The organism is Dysgonomonas massiliensis (assembly GCF_900240225.1).
Lineage (GTDB): Bacteria > Bacteroidota > Bacteroidia > Bacteroidales > Dysgonomonadaceae > Dysgonomonas > Dysgonomonas massiliensis.
This window is the reverse complement of the sequence record NZ_OEPV01000010.1, coordinates 35,609-53,403: the sequence shown is the minus strand read 5'-3', so window position 1 is coordinate 53,403 and position 17,795 is coordinate 35,609. Positions and strand designations below refer to the sequence as shown.

Genomic DNA, 17,795 nt, shown 5'->3' with positions numbered 1-17,795 from the left:
GGCCACCTGAGAATCAAAAGTTTAGAATTACTTCTAAACCTTTTTTATTGATCTATAACGTTTTCGAGACGTTTAGATTATTTGAATATAATGATAGGGTTTTAAGATATAATTAATCCTTTATCTTATCCCAAAAAATTAGCAACTACAGTTTTGTCTTAGTAATACATACAAATTATAACAAGAGCAATTATATAAATTTATATAATTGCTCTTGTTATTCATATTTTATATCAGGTCATTCAACAACATTCAACCCTTCTTTCATCCTCTTATATCTTACTAAAGCCTCAATGTAATAATAATCAGCATAGTTTATAGAAGCATTAATTTCAGATCCATTAGGCCAATGCCCAGTTGAATGCAATAGGAAAGAAGATGCGCTATCTCCACTTTGATATTTATCTGATGATAACTCTATCAGCATGTTTATAGCAGCAGCTTTATACTCATCTGCTTTGTTTTTATCATCTTCAATTTGTGACAACTCTAACAGAGCTGAAGATACAATTGCAGCAGCTGAAGCATCGCGTGGCTCGTTCGGAATATTAGGTGCATCAAAATCCCAGAAAGGGACATATTCTCCTCTAGGAAGCCTTGCCAAATATAGATCTGTGACTTTTTCTGCAAAACGTAAGAATTCCTTATCTCGAGTTTCACGATATACCATTGTATAACCATAGATAGCCCATGCTTGTCCTCGTGCCCAAAGCGTACTATCGGCATATCCTTGATGTGTTACCCCTTTTATGAAATTTCCGCTGATAGTATCATAAACAGCGACATGATAGTTACCTCCATCTTCACGAAACTGATGCTTCATAGTAGTCTCAGCATGCTTAGTAGCAATATCGTATAATTTTTCATCTCCCCCATTTTTGGCAGCCCAGTACAGCATCTCAAGGTTCATCATATTATCCATGATCGTATTGTGAGGCCAATTGTTTGGCTCTACTTCTCTAGGCCACGAAAGAATTGTTCCAACCTTGGGATTGAACAGCGTAGCAAGAGTATCAGCAGCATTTAGTACGATTTGTTTATATTCTTCCTTTCCCGTTAAGCGATAAGCATTACCATAACTGCAAAATAGCTGAAACCCTAAATCGTGATCATATGCAGGTAAAGTTGTCAGAGGCTTTAATAGTTCAGTATAATGAATCGCATGGTTTTTCATTTCATTCTGCATGGAAGCCTCATAGTCATACCACAAGATTCCCGGCCAAAAGCCTACTGTCCATTCTGTTATATCTACCTGAACTAAATTCCAATCCCTTTGTCCTGTCAGAATATTACGCGGAACCAATACAGTATCACCTATGCTTGTTAAAGTCTTATTCAACTGAACATTACAATAAGACAGTTGTCTATTAACATCCAAATTAGGAGTTTTTTCGGCTGAAGAACAAGACAATAGTTCCACAAAAGAAATAGCCAAGCTAATTCTTCTTATAAATTTCACAAGTTGCATATATTTCTAAATTATATTATTTATTTCGTTATTCTAAACCAATCTATATCAATCCACGACCGTTGTGTATTTTGCTCTTTATTGAGTATAAACATTCCCGTTTTGGCACCAATCCATTTACCTTGTCGGGCTTTGAATATTTTTCCAATCGGAAAAAATTTCACACCATCTGCACTATAAGAAAATTCACATAAGCCACCTTCTTTTACTTTCACTCTAAAGTAAAACTCAACATTCTCCAACTTGGTTTGATAGTTATATTTAACCTCGGTTTTCAAATCATTGAGTTCCATTTGAACTACTCTATGTTCTTTATTTTTTTGTTCAGCGTCTTTACAAACGATCTGCTCTAAGCAATACCCTGATGCTGACCTGACTAATGCTAAGTATGAATAATCCCATCCCATCATTATCAATCCAGCCTTATCTCCTTCGTTCTGAAGAACTGCTGTCAACTTCATTGTAGCCGTAAATTCAGGGGCTGTAAGTTTTTGCATCAGCAGATTTCGAATATCCCAGAAATTACTGAAGTTATCTGGATAGTATTGTCCATACATTCTGTAATATCCAAGATTCGAGGCATATCCCCATGTTTGTTGCGGATTAGCATGCCATGACCATTGTAGACCTAGTTTCGGCGAATTAAACTCATCACTCTCTATTGGAGTCTCTTTTGGATAAACTTTACCAACATTAGGTTTCTTATATTCTAAAACAGGCTCACCACAATAATCTTTATCGTTGATACCCATAATAGGCCATCCATCTTTCCAATTCACGGGTTGCAGATGAATTATACGTCCATAAGCTCCTTTATCCTGAAAATGTATGAACCACCACTCGCCGGTTTGAGTTTCTACCAATCCACCCTGATGTGGTCCGTTGATATTAGTACTACCTTGCGCCATTACTTTCTTCATTTCATAAGGCCCGTATATACTTTTCGATCTAAGAGCTATCTGCCAACCCATTTCTACACCTCCGGCAGGAGCAAGCAGGTAATAATATCCATCTTTTTTATAGAATTTTCCTCCTTCAGTCGTATGATTACCATGCAATAGCCCATCATATATGAGTGATTCTTCACTAATTACTTTCGTCCCCTCTTCGTTCAGTTCGCAAATGGTCATAATGCTATTCATCTGAGCACGGCTACCTGCCCAAGCATGAGTCAGATATACTTTACCATCATCATCAAACAGAGGACTTGGATCGATACGTCCTTTTCCGGGTAAAACCAAGATTGGCTTATCCCATCTGCCCAGAATATCTTTGGTCTTTACAACATAAATCCCAAAATCAGGATCTCCCCAGTAAATCATATACTCACCATTGTGATATCGTATACAAGGAGCCCAGACTCCTCTCCCATGTTGTACCTTATCGAAAAAGTTTGTGGGAACAACACCTTCCAGATTTAGGTCGGTCAAAGCATAGTTTACAATTTTCCAATTGACCAGATCTTTCGAATGTAGAATTGGTAGACTAGGAACACAATTGAAACTAGATGCCGTCATATAATAGTCATCTCCCACTCTGATCACGTCCGGATCGGAATAGTCGGCATAAAGAATCGGATTCTTATAAGTATCATTACCTTTATCAGCTACCCAAACGTCTGAAACATATGTCTGAGCTGAAATTGCAGCCGATAAAACAAGGCTTATAATCAATAGTATTTTCCTCATGATTTATTTCAAATATTTTATAATATTATTCGTACCTCCATCTTCGACAACAGAATTGGTATGTACCGAACAATCGTTTGTATGATCGCTTATGACTATAGGCATATTTGTCGAATTGTATAGTTCCAGATTAGAACATGCTCCAAAACCATAAGGCGACATAGCTTCTCCATGTTCGGGATGTGTATAACCTACCAATATTGGTAATGATTGCATACGTTGCTTACCTTGCTCTGATTTTAGAATAACCTTATTATTATTTCCTTGTATAGTAGCCAAGGCATGGACTTTGCGATCTGACTCTCGCGATAAGACTTCGATTTCTATATCAGTGTTGCTACCTTCCAGAAATAATAAAGGCCCATACATGGCATCGCCTTTACAATTTTTAGCTATGGCATTGTTCCCAAACCAAAAGCCACGTTCAACACCTATAACTTCACAGCCATCCAAATCAACCCCTCCATTTGTACGCAATTCGAATCCTCCTCGCGTATTTTTAGCTGTGCAGTTTTTAAATCGTATGTTTTTATTCTGACCATATGTTCTGAAACCATCTTCACAAAGCGATTTCATATAGCCGGGCGTTACAATATATTCTCCTTCCCTGTTAGGAGTCCAAGTACGGAATTTTACATCAAATGCTGGTCCTGATGTTTCTGCCAAAACATCATCGGTAGAGCGTACATTACCTTCCACATAACAATCCTCGAAATAAATATTCCCTGCATCTTTTTGAATGAAGAAGCCATGTCCAAACGATTGCATAAACAGTTTACATCTATAAATATTCGTATAACTGCCCGTCACAAGGAAACCACTTTGCTTCTTATGACTAATAACATCCGGTCCTCCCTTACCGAATAGATCACCGTAACCATAAGGGAAAGAACCTTTTACCCAAAGCTTAAAATCTTTGATCGTATTATTTTCTCCCGAGACCTCCAATGTTGCCCCTCCAGGCGAAAGACCATCGCCAATACATCTAATATTTAGTCCTACGAAAGTATTGCCATTACCTGAAATGATAATTTCGTTGGTATGTATCGGATATTTCAATAATTCACGTAATTTCGTATCAATCTCAAACTCGACTCCTCTCAAATCAAAGTAATTATTATTACCTCTGAAATTGAAGTACTGAAAATCTTTTCGCTCCAACTTTGCAGCAATAGAATCTGCCGTAAGAAAATCGGATATTTTATAGATACCAGGTTTCAAACGTATCTTATTACCATCCGTATGTGCATATGAGGATAACTCTTTCAAACTCGAAATTATTACAGACTTGGCACAGACTACGGAAACAAATCCTAGAAGCAAATACAGAATAATTGCCGTTATAATTTTTTTCATAGTTTTATTCTCTTGTAACCTATTTTGTCAATATTTATACGATTCCCTTTTGCAGTTCTTAACATCACACTTTTTTCACATGTAAAGAAATATTCACCGTTCTTGAATTCTAAAACTGCATTGGTAGGTTGATCCGCTTCTATCGAAAATCCAAAGCCTTCTATGTAAGTTCCATTACCTAGAAATAAAGTAAAGTCTTCTCCGTTTCTGCTGATGACGGCATAAGTACCTTTAACTGACATTTCTTTATATTTAACAAGCTCATTGACGATAGAAGAAAAAATATAATCTATCCTACCCGACCTACTCTTGACTTTGATTCCTACAAAATCGTCAGATACTTTATTATCTGCATCGAAAGACTTTATTGATTCGATAGAACGTCCTTCTTGTTCTGTCGTAGGTTCGAATATCGAAACGAAAGGACGATTCCAAGCCTCGCCATGCTGGCGGGCGGCAATAGTCAGATAAGGCGCTTTATTAACTTCGTAGGGAAAATCGACATTAGAGCGAAAAGCTTTACATGATGGCGCTTTAATCGAAAAAATTTCGCGTCCATCATAACCTTTCATCCATAGATTCATGTATATATTATTACCATCAGGATAACTCATTTTCCAGATAGCTTGATAGTCTCTATCGGTTTTTGCCGAGCGTTTATCCCACATATAATCTAGAGCAAATAAGTGTCCTCCGGCAAAAGCCATCTCATCACTAGGTAGGAGCTCTAAATTTTCACCTTTGGTATTTTGAATAAATAATTCTTGTCCTAAATTATGATAGAAATAATCATGAAATTTATCTCCTTTACGTTGCTTCTTTGAACGAAAAATATCAACATAATACCCTGTTGTCTTACCTGTACTGACAATGCTCAACAAACGATTTTGATCGCTGCGGCTTTCAGGTTCAAGAAAATACACATCCGAATAGGTTATACCTGAATAGAGCCCTTCTTTTTGGCCCGATTGAGGATACGATGCCAATAGATCAAACGAATGATTGCTCAGCATCTCGGGATATTTCGATATACCATCTACCATTACTGTATTGTGTGCCGGGAACTGAGAATAATATTCCAAATAAGGTTTTTCAAAATAAGATGATCCAATACCAGATTCGGCACCTAATACGTGTCCTTTGCCATAAAGTTCCATAGCCACACCATTCGAGTGCGCATGGTTACCATAAGATGCATACTGAGAAATCATCAATCCATTAACTGGATCATCGTATTTATTTCGTTGTACGAACCAACTTACATTTGGAGCATAGAAAGTCTGTGTTACAAAATCTTGTAGCTTTCCTTTTCCTATTTTTGTGTTCAATGAAAGAGGCTTGCCTGTAAAGAAAGATGCTACCTGAGCTGGCAGTCTCTGTTTATTTTGATCTTTTCCATCTGCAGTTGGTTCGAAGAGCTTATACATCGAAGTAAATAATTGCTCATCTTCTTTTTTATTGTATTTCTGAGCCATGCGAATCATGTCGCTCATAGCCTCAGTGTTTAATCCTCCGTAATATGTGTCTCCGAAAGCTGTTATCTGATTATTCGGGAACAGATATTGAGGTAATATTTCGACAGCTTTTTTCATTACCGGAACATATTCCAAAAGATTCTGATTAAAGGTATTATCGTAATCTCTGATAAAATTGGTCAAATCGCGAGTTACGCCCTGAGCATACCCCGGACACTCGTTCCAGATACCAGTATTCTTATCATAGCCATAATCCATAAATCGGGTTAACGACCATTGACGGGACGATGTCTTATTCAAAATATAATCAATATAATATTCTCGTCCTTTACCATCTGTATAATTCTTGTTATCCTCCAGAACCATTGCGACTTTCAGTATGAATTTCGATTTATGCAAATTCCAATTATTGTGAGGGACACCATTTTTGATACTGATATCGATCCATTTTTTGAATGCTGATGCATATAAATCTATTTTATCGATATGCTTCTTTTCGATGTATGGATAAAGAAAATCGTAGAGATATGCAAGTTCATTCAGAATACGTTCTTGTATGACTTCGAACGTAGAGAGACCAACCAGAGATTGAGCATGACCATTACCTATATCAATAGGTTCGTCACGATAATACATACCATTCATATAGGTATCAAACAGATCAAAAGCAAATTTTGCATACTTTTCATCTTCGCACAACCAATAAACAAATGCAGCATCTTTACCCAAACGCATAATCTCTTCATTGATACTCTCTATTGCATTGCCAGAAGCATTCGATTGGTCTGCCCATTCCAGAGGGTTGCCTTCTTTCCCCGTATTATGGAAATAGACGCCTTTGGTATCGTCCATATAAGGAATTATATCTTCAATCTTCGGACGTTTAATAGATGAGCTTACTCCGCGAGTGCTTCCAAAACGAACTGTCGGAACCGGGGCTTGCCCATCGGCATGAGAATATACTCCTCCGTTGATATAAATGTTTGCAGCCTTGCTCTTCCAATACATCATCAACCGAGACAAGAGCCAATCGGGCTGAGTTTGAGTCTTTTCAACATACGGATCAATACGATCCAAGATTCCTGTCAAAATATCTTTTGCCCAAGCTTCATTTTTAACCTGAGTCTGCAATGCAGATTTATCCTTATCTCTTGTCATCAAGCGAGGATGTCCTTGAGGCAAATTATCGGGTAGAGGTATCGATTGACCATGAGCGGATGCCCATGCCAATACCGAAATCAACAGTAATATATATATCCTTTTCATCGTATTTTATTTTTTCAGATCCCAGTAAACAACATATCGCTGATGATGTATCTTATGAATTGGCATCAAACGAATGTTTCCATCCATAGCCACAAATACAAGTTTCTCATCTATTTTGGGCTTTATCGAGTTTGACAATTTCTTAGTATCTAACTGCAAATCAACCTTCAATGAGCTTGGAATATTATATTCGTATGTATAGTAATCATTATATAACGATGGATCAGAAAATGGAGCGTGTCCGGTCATTCCTTCAGAACCCATAGCGCCGGCCAATACCAGAGGACCATACATCACAGCAGCTTTATTAGGATTGTCGTTTGTTTCGCACAGATATAAATGCATTGGGTAGTTTATCTCTACTTTATCTCCATCGTTCCATGTACGATCCAATACGATATAACTCGAAGGCGATTGTTTTACTTTGATCTTTTTACCATTCACTTTCACCTCAACATTCGAAGCCCACGACGGATAACGCAGATTCAATGTGGTTTTAACCGGCTTCTTCACCGAAATAGTAAGTGCGACATTACCACTTTCGGGGAAACTAGTTTCTTGACGCAGCACCATTTCTTTATCTTTCCATATCAGTTCCGATGGAATGAATAAATTAACATATACACCACTATTATTATGATAATAAATTGCTTCGCCATACTTTGCATGGTTCTCGAATCCGGTACCAACGCAACACCAAAACGAATGCTCGGGTGTACTATAGACTTTATGAGCTCCCGACAGCAATGGCAAGAAATAAGCTACCATCCCGGTTTCAGGATCCTGCTGACCAAGAATATGATTATATAAAGCTCTCTCATAATAATCAGCATACTCTGGATTGGCATCCCAACAGAACAGATGACGTGTCAGTTTTAACATATTATTCGTATTGCAAGTCTCTTGCGTATATCCAGTCAAATTCTCGGAAATCTTATTAGCATGAATAAATTTCTCTTTATGACTATTTCCTCCCGTACAATATGTCTGCTCAGCAATCACCGTATTCCAGAAAAAATGTGCAATATCTTTCGAACGATTATTTGCATGAAGTTCATAATTACGTGCTTCTCCTATTACTTTTGGAATAAATGTATTGGCATGTTTGAAGTATAAGTCGCCATTATGTTCAGCTAATGGATCGATAACATCGGCATGATAGAAAAATTCGGCCAGCCACTTATGATCAGCATTTCCAGTTATTGCGTATAGGTTATAAAAAGCTTCATTGACCCCTCCGAATTCATTACGAAGCATCAATTTACGTTGCTCTTGGGTCAAAGGTTTCAATTTTTGATAAGCCCACGAAGCAGCCTTAATCATAATATCCAAAGCTTGTTTATTGTCACAATATAAATACTGGTCTAAAAGACCTGCATATATCTTGTGTAATGTATACCATGGAGCCCAGACGCTTTTTCCTGCTATATTACGATTAATCAAATTTTCGGCATAAGCACTGATATATCCTTTCTGTCCTTGCAATTCTAATGCTGTTTGTACTTCGGCCAAACCTCTCACTAAACTATCTGCTTTCAGTTTATACTTATCATCGCCCATAGATGCATACAGATAAGCTAATCCCGAAAGGATATGCCCCGTACTATGTCCTCTAAGATCGCAGTCCAGAGACTCCCATCCACCAAGTTTTTCGACAGTCATATATCCACCTTCGCGACTTGCAAACACTCCGGCCGTATTCCGAAAGCTATGTAAAAGTCTATCGGTAGACAGCGACATAATCCACTCCGATTCACGATTCATATTCTGTTTGAAAGGAGAATCAAGAAGACGGATATCTTTCAAGTCGAAACTGTAAGCTTTTACTTCACCTGTTATAGGTTGTTTTAGCTTGCCCACATGCTGTCCCGGATATACCGATTGTCCTCTAACAGATAATATAGAGAGTGCTATTGCACTTAATACGAATAATTTTCTCATGTTATATTTTTATAGTACTTGATTCTTTTTATATCCTTTATATTTTTTCAGATCTCCTTTCGTTGCAGGAACAAAATGAATAGCACATCCTCCACTAGCTTTTAGTTGAAAGTTTAGAATATCAGATGCAGTCACAATTAGTCTACTTACCCTGACTTTAGTCTTTGTCTGTATTTTATCGTCATCCGTATAAATATTGGCAACATACTTTCTTCCATCTTCAAGAAAATATAGGGGAGTCGCAAGTTTTTGTTCGTCATTATTACCTATTGTCCCAAGAAACCACTCTTCATCTTTCTGACGAGCAATTGTCACAAATTCCCCTATTTCGCCATCAATTATTTTTGTATCATCCCAAACTGTATGCACTTTGTCGAAGAATTCGATTTCTAGCTCATTATTATAGGCCGATGGCTGATCATACCAATACAAAAATTGTAAAGGACTATAATATACAGCAGCCATAGCTAATTGATGCGCATGCGTTGTTTTGATTCGTTTGTCGTAATAACAGATTGTATAATCACCAGCTCCGCATAAGAATCTGGTAAATGGAAGGATTGTATTATGTTTTGCATCCGGAAATTCTTCGTTACCACGTATGCCTTCTTGAGTGAGCAGATTTGGAAATGTTCTGGAGAATCCGGTAGGACGGTATTCGTCATGTATATCTACAAGAATCTCATATTCGGCACATTTACGGATAGCATCGTGCAACCATGTCGACCAATGTTGATTCCCGATTTGTACAAAGCCGAATTTAATACCTTTTATACCCCATTTTTTATAAAGTGGAAGTATCTCATCCAATTGTTGAACAAGAGCTCGCTGATTGACATATACCCATAGACCTATACCTTTTGATGCAGCATAAGCTGTTATAGCAGGGATATCTAAATCGCGACTTTCTTGTACTTTTGTAGCATCCGAGCTCATTTTCATCTCTGGCCCATACCATCCGGCATCAATATGTATATATTGCAAACCTCTTTCGGCTGCAAAATCAACGCATTTCAAGACCTCGGCCTGCTTCATATTTGTTGCACGAATAACTTTCCCGGGTTTGATCCACGAAGTATCTTTGATCTCGTTTTCTGGGTTAAGATTTAGAATAATATCATTATTTGCTATCAAATCAATAGGTTTTTCTCCAACCATTATCACTCGCCAAGGAGTAGAATATGGAGTTATGACATCGACTGAACTATATAGAGAAGCTTGCAATGTATTTGATTTAGTATCGTTCAATTTGAATTTCATTCGTGCATAATCTACCATTTCAGCTTCGCCAAGAGCAACAGTCAATCCATTTGCCAGCTTCATTGTCAATGGTCGTTCACATTCATCACCCCAATTTTTCAAGGGTTTCAATAGATATGGACCTTGTGCCCAACGCTCATAATAAGCCATTGTTCCTTCGGGTAAGCTAAATTGTGTTTGTTCACCTACTATATGTAGAAATAGGCCATTTGTAGCCTCCGGAAAATGATAGCGGAAAGCTACTCCTTCGTTATAAACACGAACTACGAAGTTCATGCTATAATAACGTCTTTTATCATATCCCTGATCTAATGATTTTGCATCAGCTATATCTCCTTTTTGGAATTTAAGTACCAGTTCTTTATAATTGTCACGCACCTTGCTACGTTCTCCATAAACGGGACTCCATATGTTGTCTACTGCTTTGGTTTGTTTGTCGATCAAGGTAAGATTATCTCCCCAATGTTCGTAAGAATCGTTTGGTATTCCTAAAGCCGATTCAAACAGATTATTTTCGATCAAAATACCCAACTCTGATTCTTTTATAATAGATTTATTATCATATGTAAGCTTATAATAAAGTTGTTTTGAACCTCCTACCTTTTCTTTTTGATAAACTTCAAACTTATATTTTCCATCAGGAGATTCAACAATAGAGTATGTTGCCTCCAATTTGTTCTGGGCTTCTAATCCCCACATACAGAAATACGACAACAGTGCTAATAGTACTACTTTCTTCATTTATATGCTATTTATATTATTTCTTACTTATTTTTTCATCATTTAGAGTTCGACATCTGCTCTAATCTCTAGTCAAATAAAATGTCATTTCTTTGGAGTCTGCTGTTTGAACTTTTACCCCATTCAAACATCCATACTGCCATGCAACTACCGTTATTTTTAATGGGAACTTAGAACGTGGAGGAATTTTAGTAAAGACTAACTCGTTCCCAATTATTTTCGCTGGCCCTTCTTTTATATAAAAACTAACAGGAAGCCCGCTGTCTGAAGTCGCCACCAAGGCTACTAAATTCGTCCTATAATCTACATCTTCGATAGGCTCGAAAGTTATATTTTGTTCTATACCCTCTTTATTAGGATATGGTATTCGCAAATTCAACTGTTGAACTGCACTTTTGTAGTTCTTATCACCCCGATGATTTGCCAACAGCCAAATATCACCAGTTCTTTTAGGATTATTCAGTCCCATTCTATAAAAACAAACTGAGAATGTTGTATCGTTTATTTTCTCTACTGGTCCACAAATACGGTTTATTCTGATGACATCTGAGCGAGAATACTCTGTAGTCAAAGATGTTCTTGTTGAATCAACAAAAGCCGCTGATATGTGGAATGTTAAACCATCTTCTTCCGGATCGAAATCCAATTGATATTCAAAGTGTGTATTCTGATGCTTCAACAAATTTCCATCCTTCACAAATCCAATATGTTGCATTTTTTTGTTTCTGCTACTAGCATAGTATGCCTCTGTTAGATTAGCAATTTCTTCGTCGAAATACCAGAAAGCGTCGTGTTTGTCTCCTTTATACTCGGAGTATGGAGCTACTTTTGGTCTCTTTTTCTGATTAGGATACCACCTTTCGGCTAACCAGCCATTTTTATTATTTATCTTGATGAGTTTATTAGGCTTATCTAACGATATTTCCTTCGGCAAACGTTGCTCTGCAGACTTTTTGATAAACATTGAGATATAATCGACAACATCATCCGAGACATCGAAATGACCATGCCCAGCATCGCACAAAAAAGAGATACAACTTTCGGGGTACATCACTCTGAAAGCCAAAGCCGGATTAACCCGTGCTTCCCACCACTCGTATTCTCCTTCGATCATTAGACCTGGAATACCATCGATATTGCGAGTCCTACCCCACTCTAAATTACTTCCGCCATAGCCAGTAAGATTCGTACGCGGCGCATCGCCACAATAGGAAATCACAGCCAAAGTTCGATCAGCATTCCACGCAGCAAAATTCCAAGGAAATGTGCCCATAGCCGAATGACCAATTGGCACGATCGGTGCATACTGTAACTCGGAGTATCCACTAACAACAGCAAAATCTTTCAACATTGTATCGAAATGATCTTGGCAACCATTAGTTACATCCCATGAATAGTCTATGCCTGGAGTTATCCAGATAATCGCAATATCCAAATCAGACATCGTTTTCCTAAATGCAGTATTCTCGAAAATAGTTTCCTCGCACATATTATGTTGCCCTACAACAATACCCCTTACCTGCTCGCAATCTCCGGGAATCCATAAGAAAGCTTCAGGGTTTGTATTCGTTTCTGATGATATATAATTTCTTACTTTCACAGACCATTGCCATTCGGCAGCCGAAATGCTGCCAAATATGATTTGTAATATAAGTAGTATAAAAAAATGAACTTTCATTGGTGATATTATATTGCGTTCAGATGAATCTCGTAAACTTTACCCGAGTAAAAAAGCAAGGGGCAAATCCTTAAGCTTATCTGATAAGCCCCTTCGCTCGAATTAGATTCCTATTATTCTCTATACATCATCAGAGTTCCCCATCCTAACTGATCGAATGCTCCACTATTTGTTCCATAGCGGCTATCACCAGATCCTCCTTCAGGACGAATTTTATCCGAAATTTGTTTTACATATTTATAGCCACTACCTACTTCTTTTACTTTAGCATAGTGATTATATAATATCTCCCATCCCGGACGAACTCCGCCTCGGCTTGTATCATCTGCCACAACACTCTGTGTTGCTCCATGATTTTGATCTTTGCAACTACAACCGATACAATACAAATATTCTTTGAAAGGCATTTTATTAACTGTAATAAGCCAAGTTCCGGTTGAATTCGAGTTATCAGTTCCGTTTTTTAGATTGAAAAGAGCTGTATATTCACCCATTTTCATCATCGCATTATCGTTAGCCGCAAAGAAATCAAGTTCTGGAACCGATTTATTATTTAGATACAATGTATAAGCCATCTGGCTAAGATGAGCAGCAACTGCAACTGACATAGATGCATGCCCCTGATCACGTCCGCTTTCTTGATTCTGACTTATAGATTCACCTGTTCCTAGAGGATCATCAAAAGTTGCCTGAATCAAATTCTTTATACAGCCATTGCCCTTTCCATTATAGAAATAGTTGACAACGTAATTGATCATATCATCGTTTTCGGTAAGAACACCAATTGCCCAATACGAGCACATATTCACCAAATCCCAGTTTGCCCAATAATGTAAAGGGCAGTTATTCGCCCCTTGATGATTATCCAAAAATTCACGATTTTTAGATGCAAATACGTCAACCATCCATTTCTTGAATGCAGATAGATCTGTAGCATTCCATCCTTCGTAGGTCTGCATTATCTCGGCAGCATTAGCAAAAGTATACCCCTGACAGCCGGCAGCTAATTTATGATTCGCATCGTTCGATGTAATTTCCTTACATGTCTTAGCCCAATCGTTTAAAATTTGGACAGCTCCCTTTGCATACTGATCATCTCCTGTCAATTTCCACAGAAGAGCTTTCTGATAAGCTGCTGCTGCGTCATACATTGCATAGCTATAATTTTCTTTGGCAACCCCTGTTCCGGTAACATCTCCACGAACTATTTTTTGTTGAGGATTATGCACGTAACCAAGAGCAGCATAAGGGCTATTTTTCAAATTCTGAAATTCATCTTTTACTGCCTGCGGAGCTGTATTATTATCAAGCATTGCTTTCACTCGGATAAAGTCGTCAGCACTATACATACCACTCGGATGATTGTATGTATATTGCGCTTCTACTGGCTCTATCGGCTTCTCAGGCAGAGTCAAATCAACCGTACCGTGTTCATTCTCCTGACAAGAAACTAAACCGGCAAAAACAAGTGCAAAACCAGCTATTAAATATATCTTTCTTTTCATCGCTATTTCTTTATTGAAACTTGCCGAAGTATAATTATTACTCCGGCAAGTCGGAGTTTATTATTCTGGTTATTCAAAAGTTAATCCTTCTGATATAATATAATTCTTCACATCATCTAATGTCTTAAATGTCTGTATCCAGTATACATTATAATTGATCTGACGAGTTATAGTTTTTATGTCAGCATATTTGAACTGCAATGTAGTGAAGGTAGCTACCGCATTGGTTGGAAGAATACCTCCATTAGCCCATTTCTGCTTGGTTAGGTCATATACAAACACATGGCTACCATCGCTACATTTATAATCATAAAGCCACTTGTTATTATTTCCATCCAAGCCTCCACTGAAAGTAGCTCCGTTACAAGTTCCAGATGCATCAAGGGTAATATTCCGAGCAGTTACTTCACTATATAGGTCTTTCACATCATCCATTTTAATAGCAAATATTGGATAATTTCCGGCATGTAGCCATGTTTTAGGGCTCCAGCATTTAAAGTCGCCACGTTGGTTAGTCGCATTCTGTGTATATGTTGTTACTGTAACTTTTCCATAACTCCAAACATGCGAAGAAGAAGTCCCATTACCTGATTGCTGAGCGTTATACCAAGTATAATTATTTTGATCGTGATACAACTCGCGAACTAAACCTTCCTCCAAACGAAGCTTGATTGACGAGCTGTTTCCCGTAGTAGGGCATTTTGCTTGTATCGTCACATCACCAAATACGCCATCCTGATTGAACGATACTATACCGTTTTTCACAGTTGCAATCGCTTCGTTGCTCGAAGTCCACTCAATTAGTGAAAGAGTAGCATCAACTGGGTCGGTAGTATATATAAGCGTTATGGTTTTATCGGCAATAGCACATAAATATCCTTTGTCGACTGAATATCTTTGATCAATAGTCACATTCAACGGATCTACAATCTGTTTAATTGTTATTGTCTTTGTAGCAATAATTTTTGCACCATCCAATGATGTAGCTGTTATCATAACCGATGCCGAGTTTTGTCCGTTCTCTTTACCTGTTACAAGTCCGGTCATATCTACAACTGCAATATTCTCGTCCGAGCTGGTCCATTTCACTGTTTTATATGTTGCATTTTCAGGTAATATTGTAGTTGTCAATTGTAAAGTCTCGCCTGCAAATACTTCGTCAGACGGAGAACTTATCGCAATCGATTCGGCATTCACTAAAGAATTGGCTACAACGATCTTCATCGTTCCGTAGATGTTGCTACCAGCATAAGATGCATCCGGAGCTACTTGAATAATGGTGTAACCTCCGTCATCGCCACTAATTGCTGTCAACTTATTATTTTCGTCGATAATTGCAACTTTCGTATTACTCGAAGTCCATTTCACATCATCAAATGTGACATCTTCGGGCAAAATTGTATAACCTAATGTCACTTCTTCGCCTTTTATCAGCGGAAGCACTTTTACTCCTAAGTCTTTATCGTTATAGATAAATGGCTCTAGTTCAGTTGGCACACTTATCTTGATTGCTTTGGGATATATGGCCGATGGCAAATTGGATGTTACGTCTTCATCGCTACACGAGAATGTCATCAGCACACTTATAGCCAAGGCAAAACATCCTAAACTATATTTCAATATATGTTTCATAAATATTATACTTTATTATTAGACGTATCTGATTAATTTCCCCATCCTGGATTTTGTCCTAACTCAGGGTTCAACTGTCTTTGATCAGAAGGAAGAGGATATAGATAATGCTTATTTTCCCATTTTCTGTCATTATACAATATGATGCAACCATCAGTGTTCAAAGGTCGTGCTTGTGCTGCCCAGTTTGCCTCGAACCATGTGCCTTTCACTTTTACTCCAAGCTGATCTTGTGGCATTTCGGTAGAGGCTGTTGCCCAACGTTTCAGGTCATCGATACGAAAACCTTCCAATATGAGTTCGACAGAGCGCTCGCGTCGAATTTCTTCGCGCATCGACAAACCATTTGCTGCAACCAAACTATTACTCAATTTTGGCATTTTAGTATTCACTCGTTGACGTACCAGATTTAATGAATAGTCTAATTCTTCGTCTGATATAGAACCTTTCAACTCGTAAACCGCTTCTGCATAATTGAGAAGAACCTCTGCATATCTAATTACAGGATAGTCCATCGATTCGTAAGAGTCTGCCACTTTACGTTCTACGGCCCATTTATTATTTTGATATCCACTATTCGAACGTACATTGGCAATCAAGCTATTATTTAGGTCTTCTTCATCCCAAGTTATACGCCATTTACCATCGTTATTCCAATACTTCTGTCCGTTTTGCAACATCATATTATTCATACGATTATCACGATTCAAGAACTCATCTGTTGCATATATATATCCTTTGAATAGAGGAGATTTATCAATAGGAAGGCCATCAGCACATAAATACATATTAGCCAATTTGCGAGTGATGAAAGCTACGTTACCCTGCATTCCGTGCGTAATATTTGTTCCAAGATTATCTCCATCGCGATGACGACGAGCCAGAATATATTCCAGATTATCTTTTTTACCTAGATTAGCTGGATTACATTGCCCTCCATCTTCTAAGATGAACATATACTTATAGCTTTGATCTCCTAATACTTCGTTATAAAACAACTCGTGCTTACCACCTTTTATAACTTCGTCGGCTGCATTCTTTGCTATAGTCAATAGCTCTGTACTACGTGTTGTATTCGCTGTAGCATCTGCTCCTCCGGTATGGAATTTTTGCCAAGAGCCTTCATATAGCGCAACTCGCGACAAAAATGCATATGCTGCATATCGCGTTAGACGACCAGCTTCTGAAGCTGTTTCGGGAAGATCCAAAGCTGCTGCTTTCAGGTCTTTTACAATTTGATCTATAACAATACCTCTATCATCGCGTGGACCATATAGCTTTTCAGATTTAATATCAAGCGGTTCTGTCAGAAGAATAACATTGCCCCATATTTGCACTAATTCGAAGTGTAAATATGCACGGAAGAATTTAGCTTCGGCTATTGGAACCGAAATCTCATTTTTATCTGAATATCCTTCGGCTCTATTCAGTAGAAGATTTGTATAATAAATACGTTTGTAGATCTCTGTATAATTTGCATCTGTAGCAGGAATTGAGTTTGTTCCTTGGCTGAATGCATTTATTGCTGTCGTTGCAATCAAATCGGAGCGATAGTCGCTATGCGGACCATCGGCAATAGTTGCAGCATAAGTGATACTTCCTGCTTGGAAATCACGCGTCCAGCTGTAAAACTGATTTGCAAACAATTGAAAATTATCGGCTTTATTCCATACCAGATTGTCACCCATTTCTGCCTTTGGATCGAAATCGAGGCAAGAAGACGAAAACAGTGCAACCAAAGATAGGCAAGCTACTTTTATATATTGTATCTTATTCATACTGATT

Annotated in this window: 10 protein-coding genes; all 10 read right to left on the bottom strand. The window is 37.9% G+C overall.

Annotated features, from left to right (window positions below; translation table 11 throughout):
• Window positions 1–238: 238 nt before the first annotated feature.
• Window positions 239–1,450 carry a glycoside hydrolase family 88 protein gene (locus C1A06_RS11200; RefSeq protein WP_245872054.1) on the bottom strand — a complete coding sequence of 404 codons (1,212 nt, stop codon included), beginning with the start codon at window positions 1,448–1,450 and terminating at the stop codon, window positions 239–241.
• Window positions 1,451–1,488: 38 nt separating this feature from the next.
• On the bottom strand, window positions 1,489–3,156 hold the full coding sequence (locus tag C1A06_RS11195; RefSeq protein WP_101690351.1) for a glycoside hydrolase family 43 protein: 1,668 nt from the start codon (window positions 3,154–3,156) through the stop codon (window positions 1,489–1,491).
• Between the two features lie 3 nt (window positions 3,157–3,159).
• On the bottom strand, window positions 3,160–4,512 hold the full coding sequence (locus C1A06_RS11190; RefSeq protein WP_101690350.1) for a hypothetical protein: 1,353 nt from the start codon (window positions 4,510–4,512) through the stop codon (window positions 3,160–3,162).
• Window positions 4,509–7,253, bottom strand: a complete 2,745-nt coding sequence (locus C1A06_RS11185) for an endo-acting ulvan lysase-like protein (RefSeq protein ID WP_101690349.1) — start codon at window positions 7,251–7,253, stop codon at window positions 4,509–4,511. The genes C1A06_RS11190 and C1A06_RS11185 overlap by 4 nt, the downstream gene beginning before the upstream one ends.
• Window positions 7,254–7,259: 6 nt before the next feature.
• Window positions 7,260–9,194, bottom strand: a complete 1,935-nt coding sequence (locus C1A06_RS11180; protein ID WP_101690348.1) for a glycoside hydrolase family 127 protein — start codon at window positions 9,192–9,194, stop codon at window positions 7,260–7,262.
• Window positions 9,195–9,203: 9 nt separating this feature from the next.
• On the bottom strand, window positions 9,204–11,195 hold the full coding sequence (locus C1A06_RS11175; RefSeq protein WP_101690347.1) for a glycoside hydrolase family 97 protein: 1,992 nt from the start codon (window positions 11,193–11,195) through the stop codon (window positions 9,204–9,206).
• Between the two features lie 61 nt (window positions 11,196–11,256).
• Entirely contained in the window at window positions 11,257–12,873 is a 1,617-nt protein-coding gene (locus tag C1A06_RS11170) for a hypothetical protein (RefSeq protein ID WP_101690346.1), read from the bottom strand.
• A 113-nt stretch (window positions 12,874–12,986) separates the two neighbouring features.
• Window positions 12,987–14,378: an alginate lyase family protein gene (locus tag C1A06_RS11165; protein WP_101690345.1), complete on the bottom strand. Its 1,392-nt coding sequence runs from the start codon at window positions 14,376–14,378 to the stop codon at window positions 12,987–12,989.
• Window positions 14,379–14,447: 69 nt separating this feature from the next.
• Complete coding sequence (locus C1A06_RS11160; protein ID WP_101690344.1) at window positions 14,448–16,010, bottom strand: DUF4979 domain-containing protein; 1,563 nt, start codon at window positions 16,008–16,010, stop codon at window positions 14,448–14,450.
• Window positions 16,011–16,042: 32 nt separating this feature from the next.
• The gene (locus C1A06_RS11155) at window positions 16,043–17,788 is read right to left on the bottom strand and encodes a RagB/SusD family nutrient uptake outer membrane protein (protein ID WP_101690343.1); all 1,746 of its coding nucleotides are present in this window, start codon (window positions 17,786–17,788) and stop codon (window positions 16,043–16,045) included.
• Window positions 17,789–17,795: the final 7 nt, after the last annotated feature.